The following is an 18,892-nucleotide window of genomic DNA, read 5'->3' on the forward strand; positions in this document are numbered from 1 at the left end:
AGGAAACATTGATCTTGCTTTGTGTTCGCAATGTTTTCTCTAAGGATCGATCATGTCCTCCCTTCAACGTCGCCGCTCAGCGCGGCAACCACGGTGGTTGCGCCGCCGTTGGTTGGCGCGCGGCGTCACCCTGATGGTCAGTTTCCTGCTCGCGTTCATACCGTCCGCCGAAGAGGCGATGGCGCAGGGAATGACGCTCCCGGCTCTGACCATGCCGAAGATGACCCTGAGCGGCCTCTGGGACTGGCTCAACACCTCGCCGCTCAAGCTGCCCAAACAGCTCGGCGGTTCGGCGAGCGGGCTGGCCCACGCCGCGTCGGCGGCGCGCACGCGCGCGAACGGCGGCCACGGTCACAAGCCGGGCTCCGGCAAGGGCGAACTGCCCGCGGACACCCGGCACCACCGCGCCACGAAGGAACACACCACGGGTGCCGCGGTGGTCAAGGGGCGTGACGGTTTCGTCGCGGCGACCAGCAAGCGCGACGCGGCCGCCTCGTCGGCGAAGGTCGACGTGTTCCGCAACGCGAACGGCACGACGACCAGGCGCGTGTACTTCTCCCGCCACAACTTCCGCGCCCCCGACGGCTCCTGGAAGCCGATCGACACCACGCCGGCGAAGTCCGGCGGACGTTGGCGGGAGAAGGCCAACGACGTGGCGGTCGACCTCGCCGGTGTGGCGGGCGACGAGCGGCTGGCGTCGGTGGAGTCCGGCTCCGGGCACAACGTGGCGTACGCGCTGAAGGGCGCGCAGGACGTGCCGGGCGTCACGGACGCGGACGGCACCGTCTCCTATGCCGGCGTGCTGCCGGACACGGACCTGAAGCTGGTACCGCTGGCGGACGGCGTCAAGGAGAAGATCGTCCTGTCCTCGGCGAAGGCGCCGACGTCGTGGTCGTTCAAGCTGGACGCCTCGGGTCTGACGCCGCGCCTCGCCGACCAGGGATCGGTCGAGTTCACCGACGCCTCGGGCGCCGTGGTGGAGCGGATTCCGCACGCGTTCATGCAGGACTCGAGCGTGAACCGCAGGTCCGGCGAGCCGACGACCTCGCAGGCGGTGGAGTACGGTCTCTCGCGGTCCGGCGACGACTGGATCCTGACCATGACGGCTGACCGTTCGTGGCTGGGCACCAAGAACCGGGTGTGGCCGGTCACGGTGGACCCGACGCTGACCGTGAGCGACAGCACGTACGCCGAGAGCAGCCTCTCGGGCGACCACTCCACGGAGGACGTGCTCAAGGTCGGCTCGTACGACTCCGGCACGCACAGCGCCAACTCGTTCCTGCACCTGACGGGTCTGACCGGCATGATCACCGGTCACACCGTGTCGGCGGCGAGCCTGCACCTCTTCGACATCTGGGCCGCGACCTGTACCGCTGAGCCGTTCTCCGTCGCCCCGATCAGTGCCTCGTGGACGGGTTCGGCGGTGACGTCCTACCCAGGCCCGGCGTACGACAGCCCCGCGCTGGGACAGCTGACCGCCAACCCGGGTGCGGCGTGCACCAACTCCGGCGGTTCGCGGACCACGGGTACGTGGATGAACGTGCCGCTGAACACCACCTGGTTCAACGGCATCGCCGGCGGAACGGTCAGCAACCACGGTCTCGCGCTGTACTCGACGAACACCGACGCCCTGCACTGGAAGCAGTTCGACTCGGTCAACGCCCCCACCAGCTACCGGCCCTACCTGGACCTGACGCTGAACGAGAACGTCGCCCCGCAGATCGACGCCTCCTACCCGCCGGACAACTACAACACCCAGACGCTGAAGCCCGAACTGGTGGCGTACGGCTACGACTCGGACAACTACCCGGGTTCGGCGCTGAAGTACCAGTTCCAGCTCCTGGACGCCTCCACCGGTGCGGTGATCTCCGACTCGGGGCTGATCACCGGTGGTGACTGGACCGTCCCCTCGGGGAAGATGACCTGGGGCGGCACCTACCTGTGGCAGGTGCGCACCTACGACAGCCTGCTGTACTCGCCGTGGACGCAGAGCGAGCTCACGGCCGTGGTGCCGCAGCCCGTGGTGACCTCGGGTCTGTCGCAGAACACCGACGGACACGACTTCGATCCGAGCGTCGGCAACTACACCACCTCCGACACCGACGCCGACGTGCAGACGGTCGGCCCGTCGCTGTCGGTCGAGCGTGACTACAACTCCCTGGACCCGCGGGTGGACGGCGCGTTCGGCGCGGGCTGGTCGACGGTCGCGGACATGGAGGCCGCGGAGGTCAAGGACTCCTCGGGCGCGGTGGCGAGTGTCAACATCACCTACCCCGACGGTTCGCAGGTCGGCTTCGGCAAGAACGCCGACGGCTCCTTCACCCCGCCGCCGGGGCGCTGGGCGTCCCTGACCGCGACCACCACGCCGGCCGGCTACAAGCTGTTGGACAAGGACGACACCGCCTACCTCTTCCAGAAGGGGATCACGAGCAGGACGGGCGCGTACGCGATCACCTCGATCACGGACTACGCCGGCCGCGCGGAGACCTTCGACTACAGCTCCGGCCCGCTCACCAAGATCACTTCGCAGGTCTCGGGCCGCACGCTGAACCTGACCTGGTCGAAGCCCGCGGGCGCGACCGTCTCCCATGTGGCGACGGTGGCGACCGATCCCGCGACGGCGGGGAACTCCAGCACGATCGAGACCTGGAGCTACGGCTACAGCGGCGACAACCTGACCTCGGTCTGCCCGCCTGCCGATCCCACGCACTGCACCACCTACGGCTACGCCGCCGGCAACCATTACCGGACCACGGTGTTGGACGCGGACCCGTTCGCGTACTGGCGCATGGGTGAGACGTCCGGCACGACGGCCGCCGACGGTGTGGACACCAACGAGGGCAACCTCAACGGCACTTACCACAACGTCACCCTGGGCTCGACCGGGCCGCTGGCGAGCAGCCACGCCGCGTCGTTCAACGGCACCAGCTCGTACCTGTCGATCCCGGGCACGCCGGGCGCGACGCGCACGTACGCGTCGGTGTCGCTCTGGTTCAAGACGTCCCAGGCCGGCGGCGTGCTGTTCTACTACGGTGACAAGCCGCTGACCGACTCCGACCCGGTCGCGAACACCAAGTACAACACCCCGGCGATCTACATCGGCACCAACGGCAAGCTGCACGGCTGCTTCGCGATGGCCGCCGGCTGCAACACCCCGATCCAGTCCGCGACCACGGTCAACAACAACGCCTGGCACCAGGTGGTCCTCACCTCCGCGGGCAACACCCAGTCGATGTACCTCGACGGCGCCCTGGCCGGAACCATGGCCGGCAGCCTGTGGTCCTGGAACCAGCCGTACGTCACCTTCGGCGCGGGTGTGGACACCCACGGCTGGCCCGACATGCCCGCCGACACCCTCGGCCACTACAGCGGTCTGATGGCCGAGGCGGCGATCTTCAACCAGCCGCTGGACGCGGCGACGATCACCAACCAGTACTCGGCGGCCACGACGTCCGCGAAGGTGCTGCAGACCATCACGCTGCCCTCGGGCAAGACCCAGAACAGCGTGCAGTACAACGCGGTCGACGACACCATCTCCCAGGAGACGGACAACAACGGCGGCGTCTGGAAGCTGACCCCGCCCACGGTCACCGGATCCTCGCAGGTCTACCGCTCCGCGGTGATGGGTGCCGGACCCTCCGGCTACTGGCGGCTGAGCGACACCTCGGGTTCCGCCGGGGCCAACGAGGTCAACACCGGCCACGCCACCTACAACAACGTCACCCTCAACGCCGCCGGCCCGTTCGGCGCCAGTGACGTGAAGGCGGCGTCGTTCGCGAACTCCTCCAGCTCCTGGGCGAGCCCCGGCACGTCGGAGGTCGACACCTCCAAGAGCTTCAGCGTCTCGGCCTGGGTGAACCTCAACTCCACCACCCGTAACTACACGGCCGTCAGCCAGGACGGCACGTACCACGCCGGGTTCTACCTCGGTTACGAGCACACCCAGAACAAGTGGGCGCTGCGGGTTCCGACGGCTGACTCCTCGAGCGGCAACCTGACCACGCAGGCCGTGTACTCGACCGCCATCGCGGCGACCGGCCAGTGGACCCACCTCGCGGCCAGCTACGACGCCACGAGCGGCAAGCTCGCGCTCTACGTCAACGGCACGCTCCAGGGCACGATCGCACGGCCGAACGTGTGGTCCGCGACCGGCGCCCTGCAGATCGGACGCGCCCTGAACGCGGGGAACGAGAGTGACTACTGGGAAGGATCGCTCGCCGAGGTCGCGGTCTTCCGTTCGGCCCTGAGCACCGCCCAGGTGACGCAGCAATGGGCGGCGTACAAGGCCTCCTCCGGCGTCGCGCCGGTGCGGACGGTGCAGATCCAGGTGCCGACCACCGACGGGTCGACGAAGTACATCACCTACGGCTACGACGTCGACAACGGCGACCGGGTCCTCTACCAGACCGACGCCCTGGGCAACCGCACCACCTACGGCTACGACACCTCCGGCTTCCTCTACACCACCACGGACCCGGACGGGAACACGACCACCACCGGGCACGACGTGCGCGGCAACGTGGTGTCGAAGACGACGTGCCAGGACCAGTCGCAGAACCTGTGCGAGACGGACTACTACACCTACTATCCGGACGACACCACCGCGAACCCGACGCCGGACCCGCGCAACGACCTGATGCTGACCGAGCGGGACGGTCGCTCCTCGGGCCCGACGGACAACACGTACCTGACGAGCTACGGCTACGACCAGTACGGCAACCAGACGACGGTGACCACCCCGCCGGTACCGGGCTTCCCGGCCGGCCGGACCACGACGACGACCTACACCACGGCGACCACGGCCGCCGCGGACAGCGGGTACGCCCCGGCGTACCTGGAGGCGTCCGTCGTCACGCCGGGTGGCGCGACCACGACGTACACCTACAACCACAACGGTGACCTGGCGCGGCAGACGGACGCCAACGGCACGTTGGTCAACTTCGGTTACGACAACATCGGCCGGAAGCTGAGCAGCACCGAGATATCGGACAGCTATCCGGCGGGTCTGACGACGTCGTACACGTACGACAAGGACGACCAGGTCGTTTCTGAGACCGCCCCGCCCGTCCTCGACCGCGTGACCAGCGCGACCCACACCGCGCAGACGACGACGGTCTACGACACCGACGGCAACCCTCTCTCCGAGACGATCAAGGACCTGACCGGCGGGGACGGACAGCGCCGCACCGAGTGGACCTACGATTCGGGCAACCGCATGGCCACCAAGTCGGAGGTCTCGGCCTTCAACGCGGACGGCTCGGACAAGACGCTCCTGACCACGACCTACACGCATGACGTGTACGGCAACGTGGTCACCGAGGTCGACCCGTCGGGGAACGAGACGGACTACACCTTCGACGCCGACAACCGTGGGATCACCACCACGCAGCCCGGCTACACAGGTGACCCGGACAACCCGTCCCCCGCACGCACCCTGACGCTGGACTCGCGGGCGTACGACCCGGCGGGACGTCTCGCCTCGGTCACGAACTCGATGGGCTTCACGACGTCCTACACCTACACGGACAACGGGCTCCCGGCGACGATCACCCGCACGGACGCGGTGACGGACCCGGCCAACCCGAAGTCGTTCGTGGACCAGGTCAACACCTACGACGCCGCCGACAACCTGATCAAGCAGGTCTCCGACGACGGCGCGGCCACGACCACCTTCGCGGTGGACGCGGCGTCCCGCACGACCACCACGACGCTGGACCCCACAGGGTTGAACCGCAGCGACACGGTGTCGTACGACCCGGACGACCACGTGGTCACGTCCACGCACACCGGCGCCTCCGGTACGCCTGAGACGACGTCGTACTCCTACGACGCGCTCGGCAACACCCTCTCGGCAACGGTGCACGACGCCAACACCGCGCCGGTCGGCCGCTGGAAGCTGAACGAGACGTCCGGAACCAACGCGGCCGACTCCTCGGGGGCGAACAACCCCGCGACCGCCGCGAGCGGTGTGACGAGGTCGACCGACCACGGCGGCAGCGCCGTGTTCAACGGCACGTCCACGTCGTACGCGGAGACCGCGAGTCCGGTCGTGGACACCGCGACGGGCTACACCGTCTCGGCGTGGGTCAAGCTCGGCTCCTCGGCGAGCAACTCCACGTTCGTCTCCCAGAACAGCGCCACCACCAGCGCCTTCCAGCTCTACTACTCCTCCGGGGCCAACCAGTGGGCCATCGGAGGCCACAGCGGCGACACCTCCACAGCCACCTGGACCGCTGCCTACGGCGGCACCCCCGTCGTCGGCCAGTGGACCCACCTGACAGGTGTCTACAACGCCGCGGCGAGCCAGTTCGAGCTCTACGTCAACGGTGCTCTGGCCGGCACGAAGGCCTTCACGACCCCGTGGAACGCCACCAGCACCTTCGACATCGCCCGGAAGAAGTCCGCTGGCACCTGGGGCGAGTACGCCAACGGCTCGGTCTCCGACGTCCAGGCATACTCCAGCTCGCTGTCCGCCACGCAGGTCTCGAGCCTGTACGGCGGGACGCTCCCCGCGGCGGGCTCGACCGTGCACACCACGCGGGCGGACCTGGACCAGCGGGGACTCCCGCTGTGGCAGGCCGACGCAAACGGCAACGTCACGTCCTACGCCTACGACGAGGCCGGGAACCTCGCGGTCACGACGGCGCCGACGGCGGACTCGGAGACGGTCGACGCGGCGACGGGCACCTCGACCGTCGGGGCATCGCACCCGATCGCGTACACCGGTTACAACACCTTCGGTGAGGTGGCCGAGACCAAGGACCCGAACGGCAACGTCGTCACGACGGGGTACGACCCGATGGGTCAGCAGGTCTCGCAGACCATGCCCACGTACACGCCGCCGGGTTCCTCGACGCCGATCACGCCGGTGACCTCGACGCAGTACAACACCGCCGGTCAGATCACCTCCGAGACCGACGCGCTGGGCAAGGTCACGTCCTACACCTACGACCAGCTCGGCGACCAGGTCGACGAGACGCTGCCGGGCGGACGCACGACCCACTCTGCCTACGACACCAACGGTGACCTGCTGTCGGTGACCGACCCCACCGGCGCGGTGACCCAGGCCACCTACGACTACCTGGGCCACCAGCTCACCGCCACGCAGGTCGAGCGCCGGCCGTCGCAGGCCGCGTACACCACCACCAACCACTACGACGCCCCCGGCGGCCTGCTGTCGTCGTCGGTGTCGCCGGACGGTGTGACCACGTCGTTCACCTACAACGCGGCCGGTGAGCAGACCACGGTCGTGGACGGGGCGAACAACACCACCCAGTACACCTACGACCTGGACGGCCGCCAGACCAAGGTCACCAACCCGGACGGCACCTTCTCGACGGCCACCTACGACGCCTTCGGCAACACGGTCGGCACCGGGGAGTACGACGCCACCTCCATGCTGCGTCGCACCACCTCCGCGCAGTACGACCCGGAGGGCAACGTCACGTCCTCCACCGACGGCAACGGCCACACCACCACCCTCGCCTACGACGCGACGGGAATGGTGACCAAGGAGGTCCAGCCGGTCGCGGCCGGACAGTCGATCACGACATCGTTCGGCTACGACGCCGTCGGCAACCTCACCCGGTTCACCGACGGCAACGGCTACGACGCCTCGGGCAACCCCGTGGCCGGACACGACTGGCTGACCACGTACAACAAGTGGGGCCTGCCGGAGTCGCAGATCGAGCCGTCCACGCCGGCCTACCCCACAGTCGCGGACCGGACCTACACCAACGTCTACGACGCCGACGCGCGGGTGACGCAGCAGACGTCCCCCGGCGGCGTGTCCGTCGTCGACTCCTACGACTCGACCACAGGAGACCTGACCAGGCAGACCGGCACCGGTGCCGAGGCGGCGACCGCGGACCACACCTTCGGCTACGACGCCGACGGCCGCATCACCTCCGCCGCCGCCCCGAACTCGGACGACACCTTCACCTATGACGACCGTGGCAACCTGCTGACCACCGCCGGACCGTCGGGAACCTCGTCCTTCGCCTACGGCGGCGACGGGGAGATGACCAGGCGTACCGACGCGGCGGGCACCTCCACCTACGGTTACGACACCGCGGGCCGGCTGAAGACCATCGCTGACGCCGCCACCGGGTCCACCGCCACCGTCGGCTACAACACGATGTCACTGCCGTCGTCCGTCTCCTACGGCACCGGCAAGGCGAACCGCACCCTCCAGTACGACTGGGCGCACCGGCTCACCAGCGACACCCTCACCAAGCCGGCGGGCGGGACCGAGGCGTCGATCGCCTACGGCTACGACCTGAACGACAACGAGACCTCCAAGACCACCACCGGATTCTCGGGGGCCGCGACCAACACCTACACCTACGACTGGGCCGACCGGCTCGCCTCCTGGAACAACGGCACCACCACGACCACCTACGGCTACGACAACGCGGGCAACCGCACCAGAGTCGGCGCGGACACCTACACGTACAACGCCCGCAACGAACTGACGTCGGACGGCCACAGCACCTACAGCTACACCGCCCGTGGCACCCTGCGCTCCGTCGTCGACGCACAGAGCCAGACCACCAGCACCACGGCGGACGCCTTCAACCGGGTGATCACCTCCGGGACGAAGACGTACACCTATGACGGCCTGGACCGGATGGTCACCGCCAACAACGGGGCCACCAACCAGACCTTCGCCTTCACCGGCATGGGTAACGACCTGGCCTCCGACGGCTTCACCACCTACAGTCGCGACCCCGGTGGCGCACTGATCGGCATCAACGCCGGCGGCACCAAGGTGCTGGCCATGACCGACGTGCACGACGACGTGGTCGGCCAGTTCACCGACGCCGGCACGGCCCTGACCGGATCGACCACCTATGACCCGTTCGGCAAGGTCCTCGCCACGCAGAGCATGGTCGGGGCCCTGGGCTACCAGTCGGAGTGGACCGACCCGGACACCTCCCAGGTCGACATGGCCGCGCGTTGGTACAACCCCAACATCGGCCAGTTCTCCTCCCGGGACACCGTCGCCAACAGCCCCATCCCGGACTCGGTCGACGCGGACCGCTTCGCCTACGGCGACGACAACCCGCTGACCAACACCGACCCGACCGGCCACTGGTCGCTGTGGGGCGCGGTGAAGTCCATCAAGAAGCATGCCTCCCACGCCTGGCACCACTCCAGCCTGCGCCGTCACCTGAAGTCGGCCGCCAGGCACGTCAAGAACTTCGTGAAGCAGGTGAAGAAGCACGGACTGAAGGCCGCGATCAAGAAGGTCGCCAAGCACTACGCCAGGAAGGCCGTCAAGTACGTCCGTGACCACCATCCGGCCATCTATCACTACGTCAGCCACACTTACCACCGCGTTCGGCATTACGTGCACCGCGCGATCAAGAGCGCGACGCGGCACTACCACAGCGCCGTCAAGCAGCTCAAACACACTGCCAAGGCGGTCGGCGGTGCGCTGAAGAAGGCCAAGAGGGCCGCGGACAAGTTCATCAAGAAGCACAAGACCGCCATCGTCGCGACGCTCGCCGTCCTGGCCGCGGCCGGTGCGTTCACCTGCGTCGCCCTCACTGCCGGCGCATGCCTCGCGCCCATCGCCACTGCCTTTGGCGAAGGTGCCGTACTCGGCGAAGGCGCCGCAGTCGCCAGCGCCGGTATCTCCGCCATCGTGGAAGGCGGTTCAGCCCTCTGGGGAGCCGGCTCCGTGGTAGCGGGTGGAGGCGCAGTCGCCGTCGAAGCCGGTGTCGGGGACGACGCGGCAGCCGGTTCTTCCGCAGCCAAGTCGGTCAGCTCCGGCGCGCCGAAGTCGGCCGGAGGAACCGCCAAGGCCGGCGGAGGCGGCGAAGGTGGTGGCCTGAGGGCACCGAAGAAGTCGTCCGGTGGCAGCGAGTCGCCCGAGGGGAATACGTGCACCTGTCCGTGCAGCTTCTCCCCGAACACCAAGGTTCTGATGAAGGACGGCAAGACCAAGGCGATCGGCAAGATAAAGGTCGGCGACAAGGTCGAGTCCGCCAGCCCGAAGACGGGTAAGCACCAAGGCGCCCGCGAAGTTGAGCACGTATGGGTCAATCACGACCGCGACCTGCTCGACCTGACCGTCCGCACGAAGGGCGGCAAGACCGCCACCCTCCACACCACGTCCAACCATCCCTTCTGGAACGACACCACCCACCGCTGGGTCGCCGCTGGCAAACTTCACCGGGGCGACGCCCTCAGCACGTCCAGCAACGGCCACGTCTACGTAGCCACCACCCGGATCACCCCTGGTGAGGCAGACCGCTGGAACCTCACCGTCCAGGAACTCCACACGTACTATGTACTTGCAGGTCGCGTCCCGGTGCTGGTGCATAATTGCGCCAAAAAGATTCCTTCCGGCCCGACACAACCGGTGATCCCCAGGGAAGTGAAATATCATTACACAGCCATCAAGCGAGGGAATGGAATTCCCCAACTCGACGAAGATGGCGTGCAGAAGATATTTCGCGGCGACAAGCCGACTCAGAGGATGTGGGCAGGGGCGAAGGAATGGGTTGTGCCGACGAATCGCCCGGGGAACGAAGTGAGAATCCTGCAGAACGAAGAGACGGGCCGCATGGGATGGTCTGATAACCACTACAGAACAATTCAGGAATTCCCTGAGGGTTACGGAAACTAGACTGTCCGTATTCATAAACCTACAGACGGTCACCCGAGGGGCCTGGTGCATACCGCAGGCCTCTCGGGTTCCTTCGTTGAATGGACTTACGCGATGCACACATCGACCACACCTTTCGCATTCTCATTCCATGCAGACGATGAAGAAGAAACCCCTCTCGGGAATTTTGCCGACCTCGAAAATTTCTTCATTGGCTCTTCCAGCGCACTCTCCGAATTCGACGATGAAACGGAGAGCGAATTGCATGGTGGCGGATTCTGGCTCCACCCTCAACTGGTTGGCCTGACACCGTCTGAAACCTTGAAAGAATCCTGGACCGCCGGATCGGTCCGGGAAAGACAGCTCGGGAATGCGTGGATCAACATCCACGATACCCATGGACAAGTGATCGGCTCATACTTTGCAGGATCCGTGACGCTGGAAGACTGGAGAGAGAGTCCGGATCTGACAGTAACCGCTGTCTTTTCTTGCTGGCTCAACGTACTTCCCGAGAGAAGTGCTGGCGCCCTATGGAAAACCTGGAGTCACCAAGCGCCTACATCCATGAATGATTGGGTAGATATCCCACTGGGACAGAGGGAGGGTTGGATTGAAGTTTCCCGGATGTATGGAAGGACCTCACCCCACGCGAAGAATCCCGATGGGGAATATGTGCTCATCGGCACCAATATCATGGACCTCGCAAGTTTCTACTGTGCCATCGGCGAGGCCATGAATGGCCCCGGTGGATATTATGGAAGCAATTTGGCCGCCCTTGACGACTGCCTCTTCGGCGGGCACGGTCAAGCAGCCCCGTTCCGGCTCGTATGGCAGAACTCTGCGGTTGCAATGAACTCGCTCGGCGCCCTGCCTACTTATATTGATAACAAAACTGCAATGGGCTTGATTCTCGAATGTTTCGAGCGACGTGGGGTGACTGTCGAACTGGCGTGAGGTGAATTCTTAGGTTATATTTCTTGGGTGCGGAGAATTCCGATTCGGCTCCGCCGCACCTCCGATCCCGCCACTGGCGGGCAATATCCCCCGCCATCAGAAAATAAAGACTCCCTCTCCCTTCCTGCGAAGGTACAGGAAGGGAGAGGCGCACCCGGCAGGCGTACTATGCCGTCGCAGGCACTACGCCGATTCTTGTGCACAATGCATGCGGCGATTCTGCTCATGCCGATGACTGCTACTGCAATTGGGGCGAGCCGGTTATTCTGCGCCCTAACACTGCTGCTCGGGGTGATGAATTCACACTTCACGCTATGCAGCGCCTGGAGCAGCGTGGGGTTTCGGCAGAGGATGCTCAGGCCGTTCTTGGGAGAGAGTCATTCTCTTACAAGCACGAGGATCAGTGGAAGATGGGCTACTGTGATCCCAAATCCAAGGTGTTTGTCGCCAAGACCGTTGACGGGAACGTGAACACCGTGATGACCAATGTGGATCAGGCATACATCAACCGTCTCCAAGGAGGGGGCTGAGCATGGCTGACGTGAGAGTTACATACGATCCGAAGGCAGATGCGGCATATGTCTACTTCACGGATCCGCAAGCGCGCACGAATGCGGCGCACATGTATCCCTGCGATCCGGTCGAGGTCGGGGGCATGATCAACCTTGACTTCGATGAGAACGGGTGCCTCATTGGTGTCGAGGTGCTGGCGGCCAGTTCAAAGCTGCCCCAGTACTTGCTCGACGTAGCGGAGCGACTCGACGCATAGGGTTCCTGAAAGCCGCTAACGAGATCTGGACTGAGTTCTCGAATTTGGTTTTATCCTCCCCGCTTTATGGCGGGAAAGGTTCGAATCTGCTCATCAAAGATCTATTGCTGGGCTCACTGAAGCTGAGTTCGGTGAATGAGCAGGGGTAATCGCGGTATGGAGCTGAAGGTAATTGGCGAAGGGTGTGCTGGCGTAATCCGAGCCACTTGACGGCAACGCTGACGGCAACGGAGCCGGACGCCGACGGCCCCACGAGGTATCTCGTGGAGCCGTCGGCGTTCCTGGATGGGGACTACGTCACGAGGTCGCGTCTCGCCCACGCCACCCTGACCCGGAAGATCGACAACGGCACTCTCACCGAGGGCACGGAAATCACCGCCGAGACCACGGCCGACCTCCTCGGTGCGGACGTACGGACCGCGCAGCAGGCGCTGAACCTGCTGATCATGGAGCGCAAGGCCGCCCGCGTCCGCCGAGGCATCCCCACCGCTCACGGTGGGATGAGGGTCGAGGAGGTCACCGTGATCGGCCCCGGACCGAGCCAGGGGACACCGGGAACCTTGGAGGTCCTCAGCGGCCCCAGCCCCGAGGAGATGCAGGCCCGCATGCGCATGGACGTGCTCGCCGACGCACTCGAGGACGCCCTCGGTCAGATCCAGGAACTCCGCGAACGCCTCGACCACCTCGGAGGCAAGCACACCCACGACTGACCCTGACAGGACCGGGCCGGACAGCTTCACCGCCGGTACGGCCAGCGGCCGAGGACTGCGTCCACGCTGGTCAGGGATCTGCTGGGGTGAGGTGTCGGGTCTCAGGTGATGCTTGACGGTTCGGCATCGGGTGATGCTTGACGTCTGTCCTAGACGATCTTTCGTCTGTTGTACTCCCCGGACTTGCGGACGACCACCCCCTTGGTGGTGGTGCGGGGAACGGTGGTGATCAGGTCGTCGCCGTGGAAGACGCGGATGACGCTGTCGTCCAGGTGGGCGGTGACGACCTGGTGGGCATAGGCCCGGCCGATCTGGATGCGCTGGCCCGCGACGACGAAGCCGCCGACGGTACTGACGGTCCGCTCGGCGATCTGCGCGGCGGGCGGCGGGACGGTCGGGGGTGAGCCGGCCGGTCTGGCCCCGCGCAGACGCCCGCAGGCGGTGGCCGACAGCGGGCAGGGCAGTGCAGCCAGCAGGACCCGCTGTTCGTCGAGAACCTGCATCACGGTGCCGTCCAGCCGGAGGGTGACCCGCTGCCCGGCGAAGGCCCAACCGATGTTGCACCGGTCGCCGCCCAGACCGATGTAGCCGACCGGGTTGACGGTGCGGTCCACCTCCACCGCGGTGGTGTCGGCCGGGCCCGGCTCGTCGGCCCACGGCCCTGCGGGCCGGGCGTCCCCGCAGGCCAGCAACGCGCGCAGGTCGCGGCCGGACAGCTTCGAAGGAAGGGTCTTGTGCCGGGCACCGCCGATGAGCACATGCAGCCGGTTCACGTCGATCCGCAAGGTCACCGTGGTACCGGCCAGCGCGGGACCGAACCAGATCTGCTGCCCGCTCACCGAGAGGTTCCCGCTCGGCGGCACGGTCCGCTCCACCTCGATCGTGCCGACGTCGTCACCGGTCACGGGCCAGGAGCAGGCCGCCTGCTCCTGCTCCGGCGGCCGACGCGGGGCAGGCACCACGACAGATGCCCCTGTGTCGGCGACCGTTTGAAGGCTCGGCGGCAGCTTCACCGGCAGCACTGCAGCCTCCGCCCGGGCCGCCTCGGTGCTGAACCGGACGGCCGGAGCCTGCATGGCCAGTGCCTGATGCGGACGGGCCCGGTTGTAGTCCTCCAGCCACCCGTCCACTGTCTGCTGCGCGGCGGCCACGTCCGCGAACGGCAGGTGCTCGTCGAGCAGTTCACGCCGCAGCGTCTGGTGGAACCGCTCGATCTTCCCCGTAGTCGTGGGGGACCTCGGCCTGGTGAGCCGGTGGGTGATGCCGTTCTCCCGGCAGATCCGGTCGAACATCGTCTCTCCCGGCTTGCCGGAGCCGAACCGGGCGGTGAACTGCTTGCCGTTGTCGGTGAGCACCTCGCCCGGCACCCCGAACCGCTGCAGGGCCTCGCCGAAGGCCAGACACACCGCCCGCCCGGTCGCCCGCCGCACCACCTTCGCGATCACCACGAAGCGGGAGTGGTCGTCGATGCCGGTGACCAGCTTGCACTCGGCCCCGTCGGCCAGCAGCAGCCCGCCGACGATGTCCATCTGCCACAGCTCCATCGCCGCTTCCCGCTCCCACCTGCGGTAATCGCGCACCCCCGGCTGCACCAGGCCGTTACGTACCAGCACCCGATAGACCGTGGCCCTCGACGGCACTGGCACCACCCCCGCACGCGCCAGCTCGTGCACCAACCGGCGCGGCCCCCAGGCCGGATGCCGACGCCGCAGCTCACACACCACCGCCTCAACGTCCGCCGCGATCCGGTGCGGACACGAGGCCGGCCGATGTGACCGGTCTGCCAGCCCCGGCAGACCCGACTGCTCGTACTTGCGCACCCAGGAATGCACGGACTGCCGTGACACCCCATACCGGGCCGCGACCTGGGTGACGGGAACCCCCGCGGCCACCTCCATGACCGCGTGATACCGCTGCTCGACCACGCTCAACTCCACCAGCACGGCCTCAGCCCTCCCTGCACGCGCCGATCAGACGCACACAGCCAAGCCGAGGCAAGCGGTGTCAAGCATCAGGTGAAGCCGCAGTGTCAACCATCAACCGAGACAGGACATCTGCTGGGGTGAGGGTTGCGTCGATAATTTCTATGCGGTTTCAAGGCGGGCCCGCTGACGCGGACCCGCGCGCGGCCGGGACGCAGGCCCGGCCGCTACGGCGCCGCCCCGCTAACCCCGAACCCGGCCCCTGGCCGCGCAGAACAGCGCTCCGGAACGGCGGGTTGACCGCAGGATCTTCCGACGCGCCGGCACTCGGCAGATCAGGTCAGCCTGTCGCGAGTCCGGCCAAGACCGTCCTGGGACAGTTGACGTCCTACCGGTGTGCCGGGTCAGAGCGAAGCTGCTGGAGATGGGGGCGCGACGGGTGCTGTCGCCCTAGACTGGCTGGGTGACCGCAGCATTCGACTACGAGGACATGCACTACCTGGTGGACCGGCTCACGCCGCACCAGGTACGTCGGCTGCGCCTGCTCGTCACCCAGGACGAGGAACTCGCACAGGCTGCCGAATCCCTCCCCCCGCGTCCCACCGAGGAACGGGCTGCTCCTGAGGGACTGCTGGCGCTGATCGGGGCGGTCAACGGGCCGGAGGATCTGGCCGAGCGGCACGACGACTACATCCGCGAGCGGATGCGCGAGCGGTTCGGCGACGAGGCGTGAACGCGATCGTCCTCGACACCGGCCCGCTCGCCGCGGCCCTGAACGCGGGCGACCGTCGCCACGCGGAGTGTGCCTCACTGCTGGTCTCCACGACCGGCCGCCGCCTGCTCCCCAGCCCCGTACTGACCGAGGTGTGCTGGCTGCTGGAACGCTGGCCCAAGCTGGAAGCCGCCTTCCTCTCCGAGGTCGCCAAGGGCACCTTCGAACTGGTCCACCTCACCCCTGCCGACCTGGAGCGGATGGGGGAGCTCGTCCTGCAGTACGCGGACTTCCCACTTGGCGGCGTCGACGCCTCGGTGATCGCCGTGGCCGAACGCTTCGGCGTGGAACGGGTCGCGACCCTCGACCGCAGGCACTTCAGCGTCGTCCGCCCCAAACACACCCCGGCTCTCACACTGCAGCCCTGACGGCAACGCCGACGGCAACCGGACCCGCCAACAGCGGACACCAGCGGACTTCCACGGACCCATAGACCGACGCTGACCTGCGAAAACGCAGGTGCAAAGGGTACCTCCAGCACACGTACTATGTGCTGGCGGGGGCAACTCCGGTGCTGGTCCATAACTGCAATGGCTTGGAGGCGGACGAGGCTCAGTATCCCGACTTCGCCCACACGCTCAGGCACCATGTGAGGCCCGGTGACAACCTCGGGGCTCTTGTGGACGATAAGGGCATCAACTCGGTCTTCCACAACCAGGCCGACGCGCAGGCGATCGCCGACGAGGTGATCAAGAGGATCACCGCCGGCGGACAGAAGAGCCAGCTGCAGAATTGGTTCAAGACCAAACTCACGAAGTCTCCTCCGTACACGGGCTACTACGGCCCCAAGGGAAGTTCCCTGAGAACGGCGTACACCCGCGACAGCGAGGGGAATCTGGTCGGCACTCCAACCGGAAACGGGTATACGGTGATCCTTCGACGGATGAAGGGGCACCCGATGGGGTTCATCGTCGACACCGTCATCCCTAAATAGTCAGATTCCAAGATGAAGCACGGGACACCTGAAGCCATGACCGATGAAATTCTCAATGTAGCCGAGTTCGATTTCGGCATCACTCGACTCGCCGGCGAATTTCATCAGGATTGGCGCAACTACGCGAAAACGCCTGAGGGTCTGGTTCACACCTGGATCAGCGAACTCGGCGAGCTGCGAGCGAAGAAGGTGTCCCTGCTACTCGAGGACGCCCAGAGAATGCTCCGCTCAGAGCTTTCGGCGGACTCTCTGGGCACCCTATGGGACGCCTGCGCCCCTTGGGTGTGGCCAGCCGGCCTCTTCGGAAGGGACGGCAGGGAGTGGATTCTTCAAGTATCGGACATCGCCCGGGGTTGGCTGGCCGAGAATTCTGGATCCGAACTCGACGTCATTCCGGCCTGTCAGCATGATCCGCTTCCTGCTCCGGTGAGACAGTGGATCGACAAGACGGCCTCGGCCGGCGGTCTCGTCCAGCAAGGGGTTTCGGACTCCGAGTTTCTGGCCGCGTGGGATGAAATTGCCGACAATGTCTGTCCGGAACTTGCACTCCGCATTGCCGTTCGCAGTCTCCTGAACTCCGCCCACCCTGTCCCCGCCCACATTTATGGCGAACTGGAAAGGCAGGGCGCCTCCTATGGATACGGCGAATTTCTGGTTGCGGCAATGGAACACCTGATTGACAACGAGGTGGCGGAGAGTCAGGGCCGGGAGCACTGACGCGATTCGTCTACTCGCTCCACCCCACGGAAGCCCCGCTCGACCACATCGAGCGGGGCTTCCTCATTTTGAGTGCGGTATGTGGAACTCGACTTTCGCTGTTCTCGCGGGGCTGGTGTGATCAGGCTGTGTGTTGGAGGCCTGCTTGGGCCCAGGCTTGGTGGTTGTCGGCCGACCCCTGCCCGGCAACCGCAACGACTGCAACGCATGGGAACTGTCCGGAGCGAAAGCTGCCGTCGGCCACACCACCGTCATCGCCGATGGCGGCTACCGCGGCACCGGGCTGATCATCCCGCACCGCCGCGAACCCGGCCAGACCGAACTCCCGGACTGGAAAGAGGAACACAACACCTCGCACCGCAAGGTCCGTGCCCGCGTCGAGCACGCCTTCGCCCGCATGAAGAACTGGAAGATCCTTCGCGACTGCCGGCTGAAAGGCGACGGCGTCCATCACGCCATGCTCGGCATCGCCCGACTTCACAACCTCACCATCGCCGGATAACGAGGAACGTGCAGGTCACCTGGCATGCCAGAGATCATTTACGGGACAGCCTTTAGTGACCGAGTATCTCAACAACCCCAACATGCCACCGCGGGAAATCCGGACGGAAGCGTCGACAAGTTCACGGGACAAGACCTCACCAAGCAGCAGAAGAGATTCTGAGGGTCCTGGAAGGATTCACCGATCTACTGGAACGGTAAACCGGGCAACCAGATAAGGATCATGGTGAATCCAAAAACTGGCGAGATCGCCTACTTCCCCCTGACAAGTAAAGGCGTACACAACTACGGGTCGCCAAAGATTTACAAGTGGAGGTAGCCTAAAGTGAGCAGTGCACGGAACCCCTCAAGGGGTTCCGTGCACTGCTTCATCTCATCATCTATTGGTTTTGTCTGAGGTTTTCCCAGAAAGGCTGCCATTATGGACCACCTTGAGCGCCTTGCTCCGGGCGGACTGATTTACCTAGAAATGATGGACCCGGAACATCCGCTCATCCCACCAACACTCGCCACTCGGGCCTCGGGTTATCCGACAGCATCCGGAAAATGGTCCCGATCGGTCATCGACAGCGGTACTCCTGATTTCGTCACCATGGCGAACAACGGTTGGTTCGACCTCTCCCGTGAAGGAGGTCTTTTCGCTGCCGATCGAGAATTCCTGGTAGCCACCGAGACTCACGACGGAGACTGGTGGTGGGCGCGCGTCAGGCTGGCCGAGTCCTGGGACATCATGGGCGCGGGGTCCGCTGCCGCACTCGGAGGCGGTTTCGGTGCACCGGAGTTCGCAATGCTGTCACTGACCGGGGACGTCATCGTCTGTGGCACTACGGGGGATTCCTCGATCGGCACTGTCCTGGTGAATGACTTCCGCAATCTCACCGGCCTTCGCGAACTCGCGAATTGGAAAGCAGAATGGCGGGGGACACCTCAACAGGAGCGGTCGGCTTCCCGGAGATGGCTTGAGTCCATCGGCTACCGAGGTGAATGAGGCGATGATC

At 65.7% G+C, this 18,892-nt stretch carries 11 protein-coding genes and 1 pseudogene; 11 read left to right on the plus strand and 1 reads right to left on the minus strand.

Features of this window, described 5'->3' with window-relative positions; translation table 11 throughout:
- Window positions 1-133 precede the first annotated feature (133 nt).
- The 5 genes from ACSYGN_RS12265 (at window position 134) to ACSYGN_RS12285 (ending at window position 13,048) form a co-directional block, all read left to right on the plus strand.
- A complete protein-coding gene (locus ACSYGN_RS12265; RefSeq protein WP_460394815.1) occupies window positions 134-10,636 on the plus strand; it encodes a LamG-like jellyroll fold domain-containing protein in 10,503 nt (3,500 codons plus the stop codon).
- Window positions 10,637-10,729: 93 nt separating this feature from the next.
- Complete coding sequence (locus ACSYGN_RS12270) at window positions 10,730-11,569, plus strand: barstar family protein (protein WP_460394818.1); 840 nt, start codon at window positions 10,730-10,732, stop codon at window positions 11,567-11,569.
- 314 nt (window positions 11,570-11,883) lie between these two features.
- Window positions 11,884-12,099 (plus strand): hypothetical protein, encoded by a 216-nt coding sequence (locus tag ACSYGN_RS12275; RefSeq protein WP_460394820.1) that lies wholly within the window; start codon window positions 11,884-11,886, stop codon window positions 12,097-12,099.
- Window positions 12,100-12,101: 2 nt separating this feature from the next.
- The gene (locus tag ACSYGN_RS12280) at window positions 12,102-12,338 is read left to right on the plus strand and encodes a DUF2283 domain-containing protein (protein ID WP_460394823.1); all 237 of its coding nucleotides are present in this window, start codon (window positions 12,102-12,104) and stop codon (window positions 12,336-12,338) included.
- A gap of 206 nt (window positions 12,339-12,544) precedes the next feature.
- Window positions 12,545-13,048 (plus strand): hypothetical protein, encoded by a 504-nt coding sequence (locus ACSYGN_RS12285; RefSeq protein WP_460394826.1) that lies wholly within the window; start codon window positions 12,545-12,547, stop codon window positions 13,046-13,048.
- A 149-nt stretch (window positions 13,049-13,197) separates the two neighbouring features.
- Here the strand turns inward: ACSYGN_RS12285 and ACSYGN_RS12290 are convergent, their stop codons facing one another.
- Entirely contained in the window at window positions 13,198-14,979 is a 1,782-nt protein-coding gene (locus ACSYGN_RS12290) for an IS481 family transposase (RefSeq protein ID WP_460403398.1), read from the minus strand.
- Window positions 14,980-15,433: 454 nt separating this feature from the next.
- On the opposite strand from ACSYGN_RS12290, the gene ACSYGN_RS12295 reads away from it, so the two are divergent.
- The 6 genes and pseudogenes from ACSYGN_RS12295 to ACSYGN_RS12320 all read left to right on the plus strand — a co-directional run bounded on the left by ACSYGN_RS12295 (window position 15,434) and on the right by ACSYGN_RS12320 (window position 18,882).
- Window positions 15,434-15,703, plus strand: a complete 270-nt coding sequence (locus tag ACSYGN_RS12295; protein ID WP_460394828.1) for a hypothetical protein — start codon at window positions 15,434-15,436, stop codon at window positions 15,701-15,703.
- Window positions 15,700-16,110, plus strand: coding sequence for a type II toxin-antitoxin system VapC family toxin (locus ACSYGN_RS12300; protein WP_460394830.1), 411 nt, complete (start codon window positions 15,700-15,702; stop codon window positions 16,108-16,110). The genes ACSYGN_RS12295 and ACSYGN_RS12300 overlap by 4 nt, the downstream gene beginning before the upstream one ends.
- Before the next feature lie 167 nt (window positions 16,111-16,277).
- On the plus strand, window positions 16,278-16,676 hold the full coding sequence (locus tag ACSYGN_RS12305) for a hypothetical protein (protein ID WP_460394832.1): 399 nt from the start codon (window positions 16,278-16,280) through the stop codon (window positions 16,674-16,676).
- A gap of 12 nt (window positions 16,677-16,688) precedes the next feature.
- Window positions 16,689-17,393 carry a hypothetical protein gene (locus ACSYGN_RS12310; RefSeq protein WP_460394834.1) on the plus strand — a complete coding sequence of 235 codons (705 nt, stop codon included), beginning with the start codon at window positions 16,689-16,691 and terminating at the stop codon, window positions 17,391-17,393.
- Window positions 17,394-17,550: 157 nt separating this feature from the next.
- A pseudogene (locus tag ACSYGN_RS12315) lies at window positions 17,551-17,895 on the plus strand (transposase); the annotation flags it as partial.
- A 420-nt stretch (window positions 17,896-18,315) separates the two neighbouring features.
- On the plus strand, window positions 18,316-18,882 hold the full coding sequence (locus tag ACSYGN_RS12320) for a hypothetical protein (protein ID WP_460394836.1): 567 nt from the start codon (window positions 18,316-18,318) through the stop codon (window positions 18,880-18,882).
- Window positions 18,883-18,892 lie beyond the last annotated feature (10 nt).

This window comes from Streptomyces sp. YIM S03343 (genome assembly GCF_054729195.1).

What these genes read in the sequence shown, in the direction of transcription:
- ACSYGN_RS12265 (WP_460394815.1), top strand. Translation starts at nt 134, where the DNA reads ATGGTCAGTTTCCTGCTCGCGTTCATACCGTCCGCCGAAGAGGCGATG.
- ACSYGN_RS12270 (WP_460394818.1), top strand. Translation starts at nt 10,730, where the DNA reads ATGCACACATCGACCACACCTTTCGCATTCTCATTCCATGCAGACGAT.
- ACSYGN_RS12275 (WP_460394820.1), top strand. Translation starts at nt 11,884, where the DNA reads ATGCAGCGCCTGGAGCAGCGTGGGGTTTCGGCAGAGGATGCTCAGGCC.
- ACSYGN_RS12280 (WP_460394823.1), top strand. Translation starts at nt 12,102, where the DNA reads ATGGCTGACGTGAGAGTTACATACGATCCGAAGGCAGATGCGGCATAT.
- ACSYGN_RS12310 (WP_460394834.1), top strand. Translation starts at nt 16,689, where the DNA reads ATGAAGCACGGGACACCTGAAGCCATGACCGATGAAATTCTCAATGTA.
- ACSYGN_RS12320 (WP_460394836.1), top strand. Translation starts at nt 18,316, where the DNA reads ATGGACCACCTTGAGCGCCTTGCTCCGGGCGGACTGATTTACCTAGAA.